Genomic DNA, 17,038 nt, shown 5'->3' with positions numbered 1-17,038 from the left:
CCGAAAACCGGTTTCCACTTTTCAGGCCGATGCTCTGGAACAGTTCACCGTTTCATGATCCAACCCTGACGCCCTGGCGCGGTGCATTAATTAGCCAGCTTTATTCCTCGTCAGAGCCATCATCTTTCCTGCAGGGCAAGACGTGCTCCGAGAGCCAGATAGATGGTGCCGACGACGCGCCCCTGCCAGCGTGCGACCGCAGGGTTGCGCCGCAGCCACGCACCGACCGAGCCGGCGCCGATCGCAATCAGCGAGGTGAAGGCCGCGCTCATCACGACAAAGACAAATCCCAGCGTCGCGAGCTGGAGGACGGCCGAGCCTCCCGGCTGAACGAACTGCGGCAGAAAGGCAAGGAAGAACAAAGCCGTCTTCGGGTTGAGCACCTCGGCAAGCAGTGCCTGCCGAAAGGCCCGTGGCGCCGTCAGCGGCCGCACGACGGGCAGATCAAACCGATCCGTCTTCTCCAGAAAAGCACTGATGCCAAGGTAGATCAGATACGCGACACCGATATATTTGACGATGGTGAAGGCCAGCGCCGAGGTCATGAGGATCGCGGACAGGCCGACTGTCGCCATGATCGTGTGAACGAGATCGCCCGCCGCGATGCCGAGCCCTGTAGCAATGCCGATCCGCCGACCGCCGCTGGCGGCACGGGCAAGTGTCATCAGCACTGCAGGACCGGGGATCAGAAACAGTCCCAGGACAACGAGTACGTAGGTCAACAGGGTTCCGGTCTCGACCATTTCATCCTCTCCGTGGAGCGCCATGCACCCTTTCGGGCACTTGAAGGACGTTCAATTTCTGCACTCTTTCCCATCCATGCGGACGCCAGATGATCCCATCTGACCGCAAGATTCTCCAGCCACCGGCGCAACTATGCGGTGCTTTTCAGGCTTCAGCAACCTCGAACCCCGCGCGACAGATTCAGGCAATCTCCGCCCTTGCCTGCCCGGCCATGCGATAGGAAATCGCTTCGGCGATATGGGGTCTCGCAACAGCATCGGCACCGTCGAGATCCGCCAGTGTGCGCCCGACCTTCAGCACGCGATGATAGGCGCGGGCAGAGAAGCCAAGTTTCTCGCTCGCCTGACGGATCAGGGCCGTGCAATCGGCATCGAGAGAAACGACGTCTTCGATGAGTGCCGCGGAACAGGATGCATTCGTGGTCCACGCCGGCAGGCCATGCGCCGTGTAGCGTGCCTGCTGCTTTTGCCGGGCAAAGGCGACACGATCGGCCACCGTAGCGCTCGTTTCGGCCCGCCCGCCCCCGCCGATGAGATCCCCGGCGGAAACCGCCGGAACATCGATGCGAAGATCGATGCGGTCGAGCAGCGGACCTGAAATGCGCGCCTGATAATCTGCCACGCAGCGCGGTCCTCGCCGGCAACGATGGCCGGGCTCCCCCGCCATTCCGCAGCGACACGGGTTCATGGCGGCTACAAGCTGAATGCGGGCCGGATAGCTAACACGATGGTTTGCACGAGCGATCACGCATTCGGCCGTCTCCAGAGGCTGACGCAGGGAATCAAGTACCTGCGGTGAAAACTCCGGCAATTCATCGAGAAACAGGACGCCGTGATGAGACAGCGAAGCTTCCCCCGGCCGCGCCTTCAGCCCGCCGCCCACGATCGCAGCCATCGAGGCTGAATGATGGGGTGCGCGGAAGGGACGCCGGTCGGACAGCTTTCCATCCGCCAGTTCCCCGGCGATGGAGGCGATCATCGAAACCTCCAGAAGCTCGCGCGGCGAGAGCGGAGGCAGAATGGAAGGCAAGCGCTGCGCCAGCATGGACTTGCCTGCCCCGGGAGGCCCGATCATCAGGAGATTGTGCCCGCCAGCGGCCGCCACCTCGAGCGTCCGCTTGGCCGCTTCCTGCCCACGGATATCGGCAAGGTCAGGCATCGAGACCGGCGCGGGATAGAGTGCCGGTTCAGGCCGGCTCATGACCTGGGTGCCACGGAAGTGATTTGCAAGCGCAATCAGGCTGCGCGGCGCGAGAATGTCGATGTCCGCGCCCGCCCAGGCAGCCTCGGCCCCACAGGCATGAGGACAGATCAATCCGCGCTCCATGGCGTTTGCGCCAATCGCCGCCGGCAAAACACCATTGACCGCAGCAATTGTGCCGTCGAGCGACAACTCACCGAGGACGACATAACCCGACAGTGCGTCCGACGGGACAGCGCCAAGCGCCGCCATCAAACCGAGAGCGATGGGGAGATCATAATGACTTCCTTCCTTCGGCAAGTCGGCGGGCGCGAGATTGATCGTCACCTTCCTGGGAGGCATCGACAAGCCGGATGCATGAAGTGCTGCCTGCACCCGCTCCCGGCTTTCCGCCACCGCCTTGTCGGCAAGCCCGACAATCTGCATCCCCATCTTGCCGGGCGCGATCATGACCTGCACGTCGACAGGAACGGCCTCCACCCCCTGAAAGGCCACCGTGCAGACATGCGAAACCATGCGTTTCCCCCAAGTCCCCGGAGCGCTTTGCGGGTAGAAAAACACACGCAAGACGCTCGAAAATGCCACCGGGCGACCACATGCTCAGCCCCGGGATACACCCAGGACAAGAAATTTGATCGCCTCACAACCACATTGAAGCAGCTTGCGGCACCCAGATCAAGAACATTTCAGGAACAAGAAAACGCCATGGCTGTTTTCCGGTTGCGAATGGTTGTACCCGCGGAACAATCCATTCGTCATCCGGCTGTCATTCGCCGGCCCGGCGTGCCTCGACCGCGTCCCAAAACAGCGCAGCAATGTCGGCGCCGCCGAAACGCTTCACTTCGCGTATGCCCGTCGGCGACGTCACGTTGATTTCCGTCAGCCAGTCGCCGATGACATCAATACCGACGAGGGTGAAGCCCCGTTCACGCAGGGACGGCCCGATACGCGCGCAAATTTCGCGTTCACGATCTGTCAGTTCCGCATGCTCGGCGCGTCCGCCCACATGCATGTTTGAACGGGAGTCATGCTCGGCGGGAACCCGGTTGATGGCGCCAACAGGTTCGCCCTCGATGAGAATGATCCGCTTGTCACCACCCCTCACCTCTTTCAGATAACGCTGCACGATGAAGGGCTCGCGAAACGCCCCCATGAACATTTCCAACAGCGAGGCGAGATTTCGGTCACCCTCCCTGAGATGAAAGATGCCAGCGCCACCATTGCCATAAAGCGGCTTGACGATGATGTCGCCGTGCTTCCTGCGGAAATCATCGACCTCTCGCGTGTCCCGCGTGATGAGCGTTTCGGGCATCAGATCCGCGAACTCGGTGACAAAGATCTTTTCGGGACTGTTGCGCACCCAGGACGGATCGTTGACGACCAGTGTGCCGGGATGAATACGGTCGAGGATATGGGTGGTGGTGATATAATTCATGTCGAAGGGCGGATCCTGACGCAGGAGGACAACGTCCATCCCGGAAAGATCAAGCCGCTTTGGCTCGCCAAGCGTGAAATGATCGCCCTTGATATCGCGCACTTCCAGAGTTTCCGCCCAGGCGATGACCCTGCCGTCGACCATGGACAGCCTGTCCGGCGTGTAGTGCCAGAGCGCATGGCCCCTCGCCTGTGCTTCCAGCGCAAGCGCAAAGCTCGTGTCGCCGGCAATCGAAACGGTAGAAATATGGTCCATCTGGACCGCGATTTTGAGGGGCATGGAATAAACTCCGGAGGGACTCAGGCAGTTCGCATTCAACATTCGCATCCTGGCCGCCCGAGCCGCCAGAGCAAATATTGGAAACACGATGCCACTGGCAGCTTTATGTTTCCTGGGACGTGACCCGGATGGAATTTATGTATTTGACATTCAATCTCAAGGTGAGTGCAAACAGCTTTCGACGTCAAACTCCATCCACCAACGCCAGCAGATGACGGCGCAGGCACGCATGTGTCAAGACAGGGCAGCGGCCCAGATGCAAAGTCGCGCCCGAACTGGCAGAAACCACGTGCGTATTGTCAGAGTATTGGATACGATTCCTAAACAATTTAGGTCCATGGTTCGGCCCATGTGATCAAAAAATCGCCAAAGCAACGGAGTTTCGATGCAGCCGGCGCCCGCACCTGAACGGACGATAACGGCGGACCAGTCCGATTTTGCCTTCACCGATGCGTTGACGGGCCTTGGAAACATGCGCCGGTTCTTCGACAAGATTGATCGACTGATCGAAGAGCGCGCCGACGATCCCGCCCCGTTCGCCATCGGTGTTCTCGACCTCGACGGATTCAAACCGATCAATGACCTCTTCGGTCGCGCTGCCGGCGATGAAATCCTGCAACAGGTAGCCATGCGGCTTCGGGCCGCGATGGATGGAAATTCCACCGTGACGCGGATCGGCGCCGATGAATTCGCGTTTCTGTTTCCCCTCGTCTTCAGCGAAGAGACGGCCCGAGAGAAAACAAGGCTTCTGATTGAGATTCTCTCCGCCCCCTATGATGTGGGTCAGCGCACGGCGCGGCTCTCGGCTTCAGCCGGTTGTTCGCTCTACTATTCCGAAGAGGAAACGAGCGAGGTTCTGCTCAACAAGGCCGAAACCGCGCTCTATCAGGCAAAACGCACCGGGCGCGGGGCCGTGGTGGTCTACACCCGCGAGATGGAGGAAGCCGCCAAGCGGGTGACCCATATCGAACAGGCGCTGCGACGCGCCGTGGCCGCAGGAGAGGTGGAGCCGCATTTCCAGCCGATTGTCGACCTTGAAACGCGCCGCACTGTCGGCTTCGAGACGCTGGCCCGATGGACAGACCGTGATCTGGGCCCCGTCTCCCCCGGCATTTTCATCCCCATTGCCGAAGAGCGCGGCATTATCGGCCAGCTTTCGCAGCTCGTGCTTCGCAAGGCCACCGAGGCCGCGCGCGATTGGCCGAAAGACCTGTTTTTGTCCTTCAATCTCTCGCCATCACAGCTCGTGGACCACAATACGGGCCTGCAGATCCTCTCCATCCTGGAACGGACGGGCTTCGACCCGCGTCGTCTGGAGATCGAGATAACCGAAACCGGCCTTATGAACGACCCTGCTTCAGCCCGCCGCATCGTGGAAGATCTGCGCCGTGTCGGCATCCGCGTTTCGCTGGATGATTTCGGCACCGGCCAGTCGAGCCTCGGGCGGCTTCGGGAGTTTCACTTCGACAAGCTGAAGATCGACCGCGCCTTCGTTTCTTCCATTCTGGAAGATCGTCCGTCCGAACACATCATCCGTGCCATTCTCGCCATGTGCGAGGGATTGGGTATGGACGTGGTGGCCGAAGGCATCGAGGCGGAGGCCCAGGCCGACCGCCTGGTGCAATTCGGCTGCTCAGGCGGGCAGGGCTTTCTCTTCGGTCGTCCCTGCAACGCCGACGAGACACTCGGTTATCTTCGACAGAACAGCTGGTTTCCGGCTCAGCACAAGCAGATTATCTGATCAACCCGGAGCGAAGGGTTCAGCGCTTTTGCAGGCAGACCCTTGTGTGGCCGGCCCGGATAAAGCCAAGCCTGGCAGCCGCAGCTTTCGACAGATCAAGTATCCGGCCACGCACAAACGGCCCGCGATCGTTGATCCGCACAACGACGCTGCGTCCATTTCTCTCGTTGGTCACACGCAGTTTCGTGCCGAAGGGCAGGGTGCGATGCGCCGCAGTCATCGCCGCCGGGTTCATCCGTTCGCCCGAGGCCGTCTTTGAAGTCAGGGCATACCATGAGGCGCCACCGCACTGCGCAAAGGCCGGCGCGGTCACCACGGCCAAGATCAGGGCGGCTGCCGGCGTGATCAACACGCTGCGGGAAAGTCGCTTGTGCATATTATCGTCCTGAATTTCGTTGCGGAGCAAACGGCCCCCTTCAGCGTTTCACGGAATGGGTAAAGCGATCCAAAGGATGGTTTTCACGGATTCCGGATGGAAAACCGGAAGCCGATTGTCCCGGGAAGCGCTTTATCGGCCAAATGAGGCGATGAATGGGCGTTGCCCCGGGGCGGCACGACCGATCCCCTTAACGTTGGGGTAACGGGCGGCTGATATCCGCCGAACCATGAAACCGGTTTTGCTCAAGGCTGCGATCGCAACGCTTCTTTCCATCATCGCTTCACTGGCGATCTCCTGGACGACGATACGCCTGACCGGCAGCTCAATGAACGGGTTTGCTGCCTTCATGAGTACGCTGTGTCCGCTGCTGATCGCATTCCCGGCCAGCACCTATACATTCTACCAGAACCACAGGATCGCTCTGGCGCACCAGGAGCTGGAGGCTGCACACCGCGAACTCGCCGGCGTCTATCGCAGGCTTGCTGCGGCAGCGCGCATTGATGATATGACCGGACTTCTTAATCGCAGCACCTTCATCAAGGAGCTGAATCAGGCAGGACAGCGGGGCGCGGGCGGCGTTTTGCTCGTCATCGACGCCGACGACTTCAAGGGGATCAATGACACGCACGGCCATCTGACCGGGGACCGTGCGCTTGCCGCAATCGCTAATGTCATTCAGGACTTGTTTGGCGCGGAAGGCATTGCCGGGCGGATCGGCGGCGAGGAATTCGGGGTGTTTGTGGAAGGGGCGCTCCTCTCCCGCGGCAGAGCGCTGGCCGAACGGCTGCGGCGTGCTGTCGAGCGCATCGAGGTCCGGACGATACAAGGCGGGATTGCCCGTCTCAGTGTCAGCATCGGGGTTTCGTTCGTTGAGACGGCAGCCGACTTTTCCACTCTGATGGCAATCGCCGATGAACAGCTTTATGCCGCGAAAGGGCGGGGCCGCAACCAGGTGTGCGCGCCGGATCCGGAGACGGTGACCGTACAGCTGCGCACGGCTTCGTGAAGGCCCGGCCCGACCCAAATAAAATGCGCTGCGGAAACGATCACGCAGCGCCGGAAAATACGCATTCTTATATGAAAGAATGGTGCCCAGGAGAGGACTCGAACCTCCACGCCTCGCGGCACACGGACCTGAACCGTGCGCGTCTACCAATTCCGCCACCTGGGCAGGTGTGCGATGCCGATGTAAGGGGCAAGCCCGTCCGTGTCAACGCGGATTCTTGCTGTTTGTCAGGAAAATGACACGGGCCGATACCGAGGCCTCCCGCAAAAGCGGGCAGGGGCGCTGCGGAGCCCCTGCCATGACGGATCAATCTTCAAGAACCTCTTTCGACGCCACGGTCGAATCGGCGTTGAGCCTGTAGACAATGGGAACGCCGGTGGCGATTTCCATCTTCACGATCTCCTCGCCTGAAAGACCGTCGAGCGCCATCACGAGGGCGCGCAGCGAATTGCCATGGGCGGCCACCAGAACCGTCTCGCCGCGCAGCACATGCGGCAGGATCTCATGCAGGAAATAGGGCCACACGCGTGCGCCCGTGTCCTTCAGGCTTTCGCCGCCGGGGGGTGGTGTGTCGTAGGAACGGCGCCAGATATGCACCTGCTCCTCACCCCATTTTTCGCGCGCATCATCCTTGTTGAGGCCCGACAGATCGCCATAGTCGCGCTCATTGAGCGCCTGGTCGCGGATGGTCTCCAGATCTTCCATCCCGAGCTCCTTCAGGATGTGGTCATTGGTAACCTGCGCGCGGGAGAGGACCGAGGTGTAGGCGATATCGGGCCTGAAGCCGCGCGCCTTCAGCCGGCGGCCGGCATCCTTTGCTTCCTCATGGCCTTTCTCGGTGAGGCCCGGATCGCGCCAGCCGGTGAACAGGTTCTTCAGGTTCCATTCGCTCTGACCGTGACGAACGAGAATGAGAGTACCGGACATGGTGCGTTCCTTGTTGCTTCGTGGGTGAAAGTTCAGTTGAGCCCGAGCACGTCGAGCATGGAATAGAGGCCGGGCTTGCGGCCATGCGCCCAAAGGGCGGCCTTTGCCGCCCCATGGGCGAAGATGCCACGATCCTCGGCCTGGTGCGAAAGGGTGATGCGCTCGCCCGCGCCCGCCAGAATGACCGAGTGCTCGCCGACAACGGAGCCGCCGCGCAGCGTGGCAAAACCGATCGTGCCTTCCTCGCGCGGGCCGGTCTGCCCATCGCGCACACGCACACTCTTTTCCGCAAGCGCGATTTCACGCCCTCTTGCAGCGGCCTCTCCGAGCAGTAGCGCAGTGCCAGAAGGGGCATCGACCTTGTGGCGGTGGTGCATCTCCAGCACCTCAATGTCGAAATCGGACGCCTCCAGCGCGCGGGCGGCCTTTTCAACCAGCACCGCAAGCAGATTCACCCCAAGGCTCATATTGCCTGATTTCACGATGGTGGCGTGGTGTGCGGCAGCCTTGATCTTCGCTTCGTGTTCCGGTGCAAAGCCCGTGGTGCCGATCACGTGGACAATCTGTGCCTGAGCGGCATAGCCGGCAAACTCGACGCTGGAGTCCGGCGCGGTGAAATCCAGCACGCCATCGGCCTTCGCGAAGGCTGCCAGCGGGTCATCGGTGATGGCTACATCGATCGTGCCGATGCCGGCAAGCTCGCCCGCATCGCGGCCAAGGAAGGACGAGTCCGGGCGCTCCACGGCGGCTGCGACGTGCAACCCCTCCATCGTATGCACGGTGCGGATGAGCGTCTGCCCCATACGGCCGGCAGCGCCGACGATGACAAGCCCCATATCGCTCATGTGTTCTGCTCCTGCGGCTCTGCTGCTGTCGTGTTGGCGAGCAGGTTCTCGCCCTTCTGGCTCTGCATGCGATGGAAGCGCGCATAGATGCCATGTGGCCTGGCAAGGAGGGTTTCATGTGTGCCCTCCTCAACCAGGTGCCCTTCTTCAAGCACGATGATGCGGTCGGAATTGACGACGGTGGATAGCCGGTGCGCGATGACCAGCGTGGTGCGGGATTCCATGATGCCTTCCAGCGCCTGCTGGACACGTGCCTCCGACTCGTTATCGAGAGCGGAGGTCGCCTCGTCGAGGAGCAGGATCGGTGCATCGCGCACAATGGCCCGGGCGATGGAAATGCGTTGGCGTTGCCCACCGGAAAGATTGGCGCCATTCTCGCCCACAAGCGTTTCATAACCTTTTGCCTGCTGGCGGATGAACTCGTCGGCAAAGGCAAGCCGTGCTGCCTCCTCCACCTCCGCGTCGGTTGCGTCCGGGCGGCCATAGCGGATGTTGTCTCGGATCGTGCCCTCGAACAGGTAGGGCTGTTGCGACACATAGGCGATGGCATTGCGCAGCGAGCTCTTGGTGACGCCAGAAATATCCTGCCCGTCGATTTCGATCTTGCCGCCATCGAGATCGTAGAAGCGCTGGAGAAGCGCAAAGAGCGTGGACTTGCCGGCACCCGACGGGCCCACGATGGCCGTGGTTTCACCCGCCTTTGCAACAAAGCTGACGCCGTGCAGAACGGGCAGATCGTCACCATAGGAAAAGGCGACCTTATCGAAGGTGACCGTGCCCTCACTGACCGAAAGCGTGCCTGCCCCCGGCGCATCGCGTTGCTGCGGCTCGGTGTCGAGAATCTCGTAGATCATGCGCGCATTGACCAGCGCGCGTTCCAGATTGACCTGGACGCGCGCAAGCTTGCGCACGGGATCATAGGCCAGAAGCAGAGCGGTGATGAAGGAGAAAACCCCCCCCGGCGGCTGCGCGCTGACGGATGCGCGCCAAGCCGCGTAGCCTATCACGCCGGCGATCGCGAGGCCCGCCAGCAGCTCGGTGATGGGGCCAAGCCGCTCGGAGACGCGGGCAATCTTGTTGGAGCGGTCCTCGGCGTAGGAAATCAGCCCTGACATCTTGTTCGAGAGCTGCTTCTCCATGGTGAAGGCCTTGATGATGGCGATGCCCTGAACCGATTCCTGCATGGCTCCCAGCAGGCGCGAGTTCACATCGACGGCCTCACGCGTGACGCGGCGCAGGCGGCGCATCAGGTAATTGACAGAATAGATGAGCGGCGGGCCGATGACCAAAGCGATCACCGAGAGCAGGGGATCCTGCATCACCATGACGGCCACGAGACCGATGAGCGTGACCAGATCGCGGGCTATGGAGGCGACCGTCATGTTGAGCAGGTCGCGGATGCCGGTCACGTTCTGGCTGATCTGAGCTGCAAGCTGGCCGGAACGCGTGGTGGTGAAATAATCGATGCCAAGCCGCATAAGATGATCGAACATGCGCTGCTGGTAGCGGGCAACGATGTTGTTGCCGATCTTGGCCAGTATCACCGACTGGCCGTAGGTGGCGAAACCGCGAACAGCGAAGGCTACGACGATGGAGGCGCAGATCCAGCCGACCAGTTCCCAGCGCTGGTTATAGAACACCTCGTTAATGATGTCCCGCATGATCCACGCGCTGAAAGCGGTGGTCGCGGCGATGGCCAGCATGCAGGCAATCGCGATCGCATAATGGCCGATATAGTCGCGGCCGTTTTCGGCGAAGATGCGGCGAATGACAGGAAGAACGTCTCCCACATCCGCCTTGTTCTTTCCAAGCTTCAAAACATCCGTTCCTGTTCAGCCGGGCGACCGGGCGTTGGACGGCCGCACTTTTTCAGCAACAGGCTATGCCCGTTCGACCGCACTCATGCAACGGTGAATCCTGTTCCAGAAGCCGCTTTTCATGCGGCCTTCCAGCGCCGCCCCTGGGTTTCGATGCCGAAACGAACGGGTGTGCGGGCATAGGCGGCAAGGCCCACAAGGGCGGCTTTCGGATGCGTGATGACATAGACAGGGATGTCTTTTAGCAGGGCTCCGTGCGGCGCCTTATCCTCGAAGGCCGCCCGGAAATGACCGTTCTTGAGCGTTGGAACGATTTTCTGGGCAATGCCACCACTTAGATAAACGCCGCCCCGCGCCATGAAGATGAGCGCCATATCGCCGGCAAGCCGCCCCAGATAGGTGACGAAGAGATCAAGGGTTTCGACGGCAACCGGATCGGCCCCCTCGAGACCGGCGCTGCTGATCTCCGCTGGCGTTTCGTGGACCGGCTCCTTACCGTTGGCAGCATTGATTGCGCGGTATAGATTCATCATGCCACGCCCGCATAGTATCTGCTCCGCCGCTACGCGGCCCTCGATACGCTCCAGATGCGGAAAGATTTCGAGGTCACGATCGGATCGCGGGCCCAGATCCACGTGCCCGCCTTCGCCCGGCACCGGAAACCAGGTGTGCTGCGCATGGACCAGGCCGGCCATGCCAAGCCCTGTGCCGGGTCCAAGGACCACGCGACTGCCCGTGGCTTCCGACCTCCCGGGACAGACCATTTCCAGACTGTCGTCGTCGAGCGCAACGACAGCCAGCGCCTGGGCTTCGAAATCATTGATGACGATGATGTCGCTAAAACCCATCGTCTCCATCATCTTGCGCGGGCGCACGACCCAGTCGCAGTTGGTCAGGTCGATCTCATCACCCTCGACCGGACCAGCCACCGCCAGCACCGCCGATTGCGGAATAATCGAGGTACGATCAAGAATGGCGCTCTGAATGGCTTCGTCGATGGTCGCAAAGTCTGCGGTCTGCACCACCGGAAATGTTTTCGGCTCGGCGTTGGAGTCCACCAGAATGGCGAAGCGCGCATTGGTGCCGCCGATGTCGCCGATCAGGACGGGAAATCGCAGGGCTGTATCGTTCTCATTCTTGAAATGCATGGGACAGACTCTGGCGATTTGCCGCTTCAAAGACAGGGGTTAAAGCGGAATTAAATCGGTTAAAGCCGGAACGCAAGCGCGCCGGCAGCAAAAATGTCGGCGCGGCCGCCACATCAGCGCCGATTGGCTCTACTGAAACCCGGGGCGATTGGTCGGCCGGGGAACCCGCGCCGGGGGCATCGCCGAAAGGACATTGGCAGGGCTGGCGGGCTGGTAGCCAAGTGCGGGCAGATCAGCGCCCGCAGCCTGTGGAACCCCGCCCTGACCGGCGACGGTCACTGCTGCTTCCGAAGCAGGATTCGGCGCATCTAGCACGGCGCGGCACGCAGTGGGCAGGGCCGCCATGGTCATCACGTCGCGGGCCTTCGGTTTGGCAGGACCCTTTGCCGGCTTCCATGGTTCATCTGTGAACCACCAGGCGAGTGAATCGTCGCACCCCTCGCTGCGAGGGGGCGGGCTTTGCGGTTTGCAGCCGGTAGAGCCAGCCGGGCAACCGATGCGGACATGAAAATGGTAGTGATGCCCCCAGAATGGCCTGATCTTGCTGAGCCACGAGCGATCACCGCGCACGGTATCGCAAAGCTTCTTCTTGATACCCGGATGAACGAGGATGCGCTCGACTTCGGAGTAATTTGCAGCGCGACGCAAAACGGCTTCGTGGGCCGGAGTCCACTTTCTGTCATCGACGTAAAGCGAATCTTTCTTCAGCATCGAGACTGCGCTGATGCGCTCACGATCCGTCACACTCATGCGCTGGGCCGGCATCGGGGTGAACCAGATATCGGCATCCAGCCCGATCTGATGCGACGCATGACCGGAAAGCATGGGACCGCCACGCGGCTGCGAAATGTCTCCGACGAGAAGCCCGCGCCATCCATCCTGCGCGGCTTCTCTCGACAGGCGCTCCAGCAGGGATATGAGGACAGGATGCCCCCAGCGGCGGTTGCGCGAGAGGCGCATGGCCTGCCAGTGCGGGCCATCGGGTGCGATGGCAACGCCACCGGAAAAACACCCCTTGGAGTAAAAGCCATAGGCTGCAGGCCGCGTAGCGGCAGGGAGTTTCTTGGCCCCAAAAAGCTCCTTGGCGAGGGGTTCAGCCTGAACGGAGGCAATCGTGGTGGAAAGGCCAAGCATGGCCAGGGCCACCAATTTCAAAGTCCGTTGGAATCGCATCGCTTCCTCGTTGTCAGCCCACCGCGCGATGATCGAATCATATCATGCTTGCCAACCGCTTACCGCATTCGTTTACGATTCTTCTCCACGCCAGCTTCCGTCTGCCCACATGGTTTCGAGTGCCGCGCGATACTCCGGATGCCGCATTCGATAGCCCGTGCCTTTGAGTCGTGCATTCGAAACGCGTTTGCATTCGCCGTAAAACGACCGCCCCATGGGGGAGAGGTCTGCGTCTTCAAATGCGATCTCCGTGGGCGGCTGGCGACCTGCCACAGCGGCGGCGTGCGCCACCACATCCTGCGGGGGAGAAGGCGCGTCGTCCGTCACACTGAAAATACCCGTCTCAAAGCGTCGGGCGAGATGCGCTGTCGCCCCTGCGATGTCGCCCACATGGATGCGGTTGAACACCTGGCCCGGCTTGACGATGCGCCGCGCCTTGCCCGTGTGAAGACTGCAGAATGCATTGCGGCCCGGCCCGTAAATACCCGACAGGCGGATAATGGCGACGGGCAGATTGAGCGCCGCGCCAAGCCGCATCCACTCTTCTTCTGCAACAAGCCGTTGTTTCGAACGATCTGAGACCGGATCACAGGCTGCGGTTTCATCCACCCACGCTCCGCCATGGTCTCCATAAACGCCGACTGTGGAGAGATAGCCGATCCATCTGAGCGACGGCATGGCCCGGGTGATTACATCGCGCCCGGCAGCCAGTACAGGATCGCCTTCCGCGTCCGGTGCAATGCTGACGATGAGATGCGTGGTGGAGGCCAGCGCATCTTTCGCTTCGGCGGGAATGGTGCCCTGAAACAGGTAGGGCACGATGCCCGCGCGTTTCAGTTCCTCGACTTTTTCAGCGCTGCGTGTGGTGCCGGCCACGGTCGCGGCTTCGCGAGCGACTTCGCGGGCGATGGCCCGGCCCGAATAGCCTGCTCCGAAGATGAAGAATCGCTTGGTCATGATCGCCCGTCCCATTCAGTCTGCACCTGTGCGTCCGTTTCCTGCGGGCGCAGCCGGGTTTCGATTGCCCGAAAGGCCTTGTCGTCCAGAAGTCGGGACAGCGCCCAGACGGCCGCGCCACGCACGAGCGGCGAAGCATCTTCGGCGAGGCGCCTGCACGGGTCAAGCAGGCTGGTTTCGCCGGAATTGCCTGCCGCAATCAGAACGTTTCGGATAAAGCGGTCGCGGCCGATGCGCTTGACCGGCGAGCCGGAGAAGAAGGCGCGAAAGCCGGCATCGTCCAGTTCCAGAAGCTCGGAAAGCGACGGCGCCCTGAGTTCGTCACGTGCCTTCAGCTTCGCTTCGGCGGCATCCTGCGCGAACTTGTTCCACGGGCAGACGGCAAGGCAATCGTCGCAGCCATAGATGCGGTTACCCATGGGAATGCGGAACTGGCGGGGAATTGGCCCCTTGTTTTCGATGGTGAGATAGGAAATGCAGCGCCGCGCATCGATCTGATAGGGGGCGGGGAAGGCCTTCGTCGGACAGATGTCCAGGCAGGCGCGGCAGGAGCCGCAATGGTCGCGCTCCGGCGCATCCGGCGGCAACTCCGCCGTGGTAAAAACGGAACCGAGAAACAGCCAGGAGCCGAATTCACGGCTTACCAGATTTGTGTGCTTGCCCTGCCAGCCGAGGCCGGCCTCGCGGGCCAGCGGCTTTTCCATCACCGGCGCGGTGTCGACGAAAACTTTCACATCCTCGCCGGTGCGGGCAGCGAGTTTGCCGGCAAGCTGTTTCAGCCGTCCCTTGATGATGTCGTGATAGTCTCGGTTGCGCGCATAGACCGAAATCGCCGCCCGGTCGCGGCTTTTCAATATCTCAAGCGGGTTGTCGTCCGGACCGTAATTCATGCCGAGCATGATGACAGAGCGCGCTTCCGGCCAGAGATCGCGCGGGTGGGCGCGGCGATCGGCCGTTTCCTCCATCCATTGCATGCTGCCATGCCGGCCCTCCTTGAGGAAATGGCCAAGTTCGGCCGCGCGCGATGGAGCGTGCTCCGCCGAGACTACCGCCACTGCATCGAAGCCCAGTGCGCGCGCCTCCTTGTCGACGAACGCGCGAAGCCTGTCGGCCTGCGCGCGTTGCATCAGAAATCCAGATCCGCGTAATGGGAAACGGGAGAGAGCCCACGCACGCGGTCAGCCAGGATGGAGCGGAAGGAGGGGCGCGACTTCATGCGGGTATACCAGTCGCGCGCCGCAGGATAATCATTCCATTCAATCTCGCCCAGATAATCGAGCACCGAGATTGTGGCGCCTGCCGCAAGGTCGGCATAGGAGAGACGTTTGCCGGCCATCCAGTCGCGCGTGCCGGCCAGCCAGTTGGTGTATTTCATATGCTGCCGCACATTGGTGCGTGCAGCGCGGATGGCTGCCGAGTCCGGAGACCCGCCGCCTTCCGAGCCAGCCATCTGCGGCTTGAGCGCGCGTTCGCGCACCAGATGCCGGGTGACATCGGCATCGGCCTTGACGAGATACCACTCGACCAGACGACGAATTTCCGCCCGGTCGACGGAATCTTCCGCCATCAGCCGCTTCTCGCGCTTGAGCGCGCCACGCGTCTCGTCCAGGTACTCGGCGATGACCGTGGCGCCAACGATCGGGTGATCGCCCTCGGCCAGAAGCACCGGAATGGTGCCGGCGGGATTGAGCGTCAGAAATTCCTCGCGCCGCGCCCACGGCCGTTCCTCGATCAAGGCGAGTTCCTCGCCATATTCGCCGAAGGAAAGCCGGATAAAACGGCACGAAGCGTAGAGGGGGTGATGAAACAGGGTCAGCATGCTGTCGCTTCTAAAGGAAGGCTCTGGCCATTTCATGGCCTTGGCGGTAATTCTTCGATTACCTGATTCTGCAAGTACTCCCTTCTGCTATAGGGGGAGACGTATCTGCTGACAAGCAAGCCGTGATTGAGGAGCAAACATGACGGATCAGACCATCGTGGGGGCCCTCCTTCTTGGCGTCCTCGAAGGACTGACGGAATTCATACCCGTCTCCTCGACCGGTCACATCCTGCTGGCCGGCCATTTCCTCGGTTTTGAATCCACCGGCAAGGCGTTTGAGGTTCTGATCCAGCTCGGCGCGATACTGGCGATCCTCAGCGTCTATGCCGCGCGCCTCTGGCAGATGCTGACAGATCTGCCCCGCGACCCGGCAACCCGGCGCTTCGTCATCGGCATCCTGATTGCCTTTTTGCCGGCTGCGATCATCGGTGTGCTGGCCTACAAGATCATCAAGACCGTGTTCTTCGAGACGCCGCTTCTGATCTGCGCAATGCTCATTCTGGGCGGCTTCGTTCTTCTCTGGGTGGATCGCCGGGCCAACAAGCCGCGCTACCATGACATCACGAAATTCCCGCTCTCCATGTATCTTGGTATCGGTCTGTTCCAGTGCCTTTCGATGATCCCGGGCACCTCACGCTCCGGTGCGACAATCGTCGGAGGGCTCCTGATGGGCGCGGACAAGCGCTCGGCGGCGGAGTTTTCGTTTTTCCTCGCCATGCCGACCATGACCGGCGCCTTCGCCTATGATCTCTACAAGAATTACGATCTTCTCTCGGCAGCCGATGTGAAGATCATCGCCATCGGTTTCATCGCCGCCTTTTTTGCTGCGCTTCTGGTGGTGCGCTGGCTGCTTGGCTACGTATCGCGGCGTGGCTATGCGCTGTTTGGCTGGTGGCGGCTGCTCGTGGGCAGTGTCGGTCTGATCGCACTGCTTGTGTGGGGGTAGGGTCTCCCGAAATCGAAGTGTGGAATCCGGTTTTTTGATTGTTCCGCCTCGATTTTGTGGCAGCGGCGTGGTGCGTGGTTCGACAAGCTCACCATGAGGGAGGTAGATGATTGCAGTTCCCGTCCGTAACCTCACCGAAGCAGGCTTTTCCGCGATGCTCCACTTCCCTCATGGTGAGCTTGTCGAACCACGTACCCCATCAATGCAATGGCGGCGCGTCCACATAAACACAGACTCACCCATCCAACAAAAAACCCGGCACGAGGCCGGGCTTTTCATGTCTCTGCAGGTGACGTTTTAGGCAACGGCACCATTGATCCAGGCCGAGAGAGCAGTCTTCGGTGCAGCACCGACTTTCATGTCGGCCACTTCGCCGCCCTTGAACATCATGAGCGTCGGGATGGAGCGCACGCCATACTGCGCGGCGAGTTCCGGGTTCTCGTCAATGTTCACCTTGGCGATCTTGACCTTGCCACCGAGCTCGGCGGCAATCTCGTCCAGCGCGGGCGCGATCATCTTGCACGGGCCGCACCACTCGGCCCAAAAATCAACAACCACGGGCTCGGACGCCTGCAGCACGTCGGACTGGAAATTGTTCTTGTCCGCCTTCACGGTGGCCATG

16 protein-coding genes and 1 tRNA gene are annotated in these 17,038 nt (G+C 61.2%); 3 read left to right on the top strand and 14 right to left on the bottom strand.

Translation table 11 applies throughout. From position 1 onward, the window contains the following. Positions 1–119: 119 nt before the first annotated feature. The 3 genes from HF949_RS03395 to gshB form a co-directional block, all read right to left on the bottom strand. Positions 120–743: a LysE family translocator gene (locus tag HF949_RS03395; protein ID WP_292899980.1), complete on the bottom strand. Its 624-nt coding sequence runs from the start codon at positions 741–743 to the stop codon at positions 120–122. Between the two features lie 181 nt (positions 744–924). Continuing rightward, positions 925–2,460 (bottom strand): YifB family Mg chelatase-like AAA ATPase, encoded by a 1,536-nt coding sequence (locus HF949_RS03390; RefSeq protein ID WP_292898299.1) that lies wholly within the window; start codon positions 2,458–2,460, stop codon positions 925–927. A 250-nt stretch (positions 2,461–2,710) separates the two neighbouring features. Then, positions 2,711–3,658 carry a glutathione synthase gene (gshB, locus tag HF949_RS03385; protein WP_292898298.1) on the bottom strand — a complete coding sequence of 316 codons (948 nt, stop codon included), beginning with the start codon at positions 3,656–3,658 and terminating at the stop codon, positions 2,711–2,713. Positions 3,659–4,043: 385 nt separating this feature from the next. On the opposite strand from gshB, the gene HF949_RS03380 reads away from it, so the two are divergent. Further along, positions 4,044–5,399 carry a putative bifunctional diguanylate cyclase/phosphodiesterase gene (locus tag HF949_RS03380; protein WP_292898297.1) on the top strand — a complete coding sequence of 452 codons (1,356 nt, stop codon included), beginning with the start codon at positions 4,044–4,046 and terminating at the stop codon, positions 5,397–5,399. Between the two features lie 19 nt (positions 5,400–5,418). Here the strand turns inward: HF949_RS03380 and HF949_RS03375 are convergent, their stop codons facing one another. Further along, positions 5,419–5,775: a septal ring lytic transglycosylase RlpA family protein gene (locus HF949_RS03375; RefSeq protein ID WP_292898296.1), complete on the bottom strand. Its 357-nt coding sequence runs from the start codon at positions 5,773–5,775 to the stop codon at positions 5,419–5,421. A 229-nt stretch (positions 5,776–6,004) separates the two neighbouring features. Here HF949_RS03375 and HF949_RS03370 point away from each other — a divergent pair, with 229 nt between their 5' ends. Continuing rightward, the gene (locus tag HF949_RS03370) at positions 6,005–6,784 is read left to right on the top strand and encodes a GGDEF domain-containing protein (RefSeq protein ID WP_292898295.1); all 780 of its coding nucleotides are present in this window, start codon (positions 6,005–6,007) and stop codon (positions 6,782–6,784) included. Positions 6,785–6,864: 80 nt separating this feature from the next. On the opposite strand, the gene HF949_RS03365 is transcribed toward HF949_RS03370, so the two are convergent. From HF949_RS03365 to HF949_RS03325, 9 genes are all read right to left on the bottom strand, one after another. After that, positions 6,865–6,949, bottom strand: a tRNA-Leu gene (locus tag HF949_RS03365). 141 nt (positions 6,950–7,090) lie between these two features. Continuing rightward, positions 7,091–7,711, bottom strand: a complete 621-nt coding sequence (locus HF949_RS03360) for a 2,3-bisphosphoglycerate-dependent phosphoglycerate mutase (protein WP_292898294.1) — start codon at positions 7,709–7,711, stop codon at positions 7,091–7,093. Between the two features lie 32 nt (positions 7,712–7,743). Further along, positions 7,744–8,556 carry a 4-hydroxy-tetrahydrodipicolinate reductase gene (gene dapB / locus HF949_RS03355; protein ID WP_292898293.1) on the bottom strand — a complete coding sequence of 271 codons (813 nt, stop codon included), beginning with the start codon at positions 8,554–8,556 and terminating at the stop codon, positions 7,744–7,746. Further along, positions 8,553–10,373: an ABC transporter ATP-binding protein gene (locus HF949_RS03350; protein WP_292898292.1), complete on the bottom strand. Its 1,821-nt coding sequence runs from the start codon at positions 10,371–10,373 to the stop codon at positions 8,553–8,555. Before HF949_RS03350 ends, dapB begins: the two co-directional genes overlap by 4 nt. A gap of 119 nt (positions 10,374–10,492) precedes the next feature. Further along, a complete protein-coding gene (locus tag HF949_RS03345) occupies positions 10,493–11,521 on the bottom strand; it encodes a glucokinase (RefSeq protein ID WP_292898291.1) in 1,029 nt (342 codons plus the stop codon). A 129-nt stretch (positions 11,522–11,650) separates the two neighbouring features. Next, positions 11,651–12,724, bottom strand: a complete 1,074-nt coding sequence (mepA, locus tag HF949_RS03340) for a penicillin-insensitive murein endopeptidase (RefSeq protein ID WP_404934902.1) — start codon at positions 12,722–12,724, stop codon at positions 11,651–11,653. A 42-nt stretch (positions 12,725–12,766) separates the two neighbouring features. Next, positions 12,767–13,651 carry an SDR family oxidoreductase gene (locus tag HF949_RS03335; protein WP_292898289.1) on the bottom strand — a complete coding sequence of 295 codons (885 nt, stop codon included), beginning with the start codon at positions 13,649–13,651 and terminating at the stop codon, positions 12,767–12,769. Continuing rightward, entirely contained in the window at positions 13,648–14,778 is a 1,131-nt protein-coding gene (queG, locus tag HF949_RS03330; protein ID WP_292898288.1) for a tRNA epoxyqueuosine(34) reductase QueG, read from the bottom strand. Before queG ends, HF949_RS03335 begins: the two co-directional genes overlap by 4 nt. Further along, entirely contained in the window at positions 14,778–15,470 is a 693-nt protein-coding gene (locus HF949_RS03325; RefSeq protein WP_292898287.1) for a glutathione S-transferase family protein, read from the bottom strand. The genes queG and HF949_RS03325 overlap by 1 nt, the downstream gene beginning before the upstream one ends. A 139-nt stretch (positions 15,471–15,609) precedes the next feature. Between HF949_RS03325 and HF949_RS03320 the strand changes: the two genes are divergently transcribed. Beyond that, the gene (locus HF949_RS03320) at positions 15,610–16,416 is read left to right on the top strand and encodes an undecaprenyl-diphosphate phosphatase (protein ID WP_292898286.1); all 807 of its coding nucleotides are present in this window, start codon (positions 15,610–15,612) and stop codon (positions 16,414–16,416) included. Positions 16,417–16,713: 297 nt separating this feature from the next. On the opposite strand, the gene trxA is transcribed toward HF949_RS03320, so the two are convergent. Next, on the bottom strand, positions 16,714–17,037 hold the full coding sequence (gene trxA / locus HF949_RS03315; RefSeq protein ID WP_007009092.1) for a thioredoxin: 324 nt from the start codon (positions 17,035–17,037) through the stop codon (positions 16,714–16,716). Position 17,038 lies beyond the last annotated feature (1 nt).

It is taken from the genome of Nitratireductor sp., from assembly GCF_017794765.1.
Classification (GTDB): domain Bacteria; phylum Pseudomonadota; class Alphaproteobacteria; order Rhizobiales; family Rhizobiaceae; genus Nitratireductor.
This window is presented reverse-complemented; position numbering and strand designations above follow the sequence as displayed.

Bases quoted from the DNA above. Each gene is read 5' to 3' on its own strand.
- HF949_RS03395 (WP_292899980.1), bottom strand. From the start codon at position 743: ATGGTCGAGACCGGAACCCTGTTGACCTACGTACTCGTTGTCCTGGGA.
- HF949_RS03390 (WP_292898299.1), bottom strand. From the start codon at position 2,460: ATGGTTTCGCATGTCTGCACGGTGGCCTTTCAGGGGGTGGAGGCCGTT.
- gshB (WP_292898298.1), bottom strand. From the start codon at position 3,658: ATGCCCCTCAAAATCGCGGTCCAGATGGACCATATTTCTACCGTTTCG.
- HF949_RS03380 (WP_292898297.1), top strand. From the start codon at position 4,044: ATGCAGCCGGCGCCCGCACCTGAACGGACGATAACGGCGGACCAGTCC.
- HF949_RS03375 (WP_292898296.1), bottom strand. From the start codon at position 5,775: ATGCACAAGCGACTTTCCCGCAGCGTGTTGATCACGCCGGCAGCCGCC.
- HF949_RS03370 (WP_292898295.1), top strand. From the start codon at position 6,005: ATGAAACCGGTTTTGCTCAAGGCTGCGATCGCAACGCTTCTTTCCATC.
- HF949_RS03360 (WP_292898294.1), bottom strand. From the start codon at position 7,711: ATGTCCGGTACTCTCATTCTCGTTCGTCACGGTCAGAGCGAATGGAAC.
- dapB (WP_292898293.1), bottom strand. From the start codon at position 8,556: ATGAGCGATATGGGGCTTGTCATCGTCGGCGCTGCCGGCCGTATGGGG.
- HF949_RS03345 (WP_292898291.1), bottom strand. From the start codon at position 11,521: ATGCATTTCAAGAATGAGAACGATACAGCCCTGCGATTTCCCGTCCTG.
- HF949_RS03335 (WP_292898289.1), bottom strand. From the start codon at position 13,651: ATGACCAAGCGATTCTTCATCTTCGGAGCAGGCTATTCGGGCCGGGCC.
- queG (WP_292898288.1), bottom strand. From the start codon at position 14,778: ATGCAACGCGCGCAGGCCGACAGGCTTCGCGCGTTCGTCGACAAGGAG.
- HF949_RS03325 (WP_292898287.1), bottom strand. From the start codon at position 15,470: ATGCTGACCCTGTTTCATCACCCCCTCTACGCTTCGTGCCGTTTTATC.
- HF949_RS03320 (WP_292898286.1), top strand. From the start codon at position 15,610: ATGACGGATCAGACCATCGTGGGGGCCCTCCTTCTTGGCGTCCTCGAA.
- trxA (WP_007009092.1), bottom strand. From the start codon at position 17,037: ATGGCCACCGTGAAGGCGGACAAGAACAATTTCCAGTCCGACGTGCTG.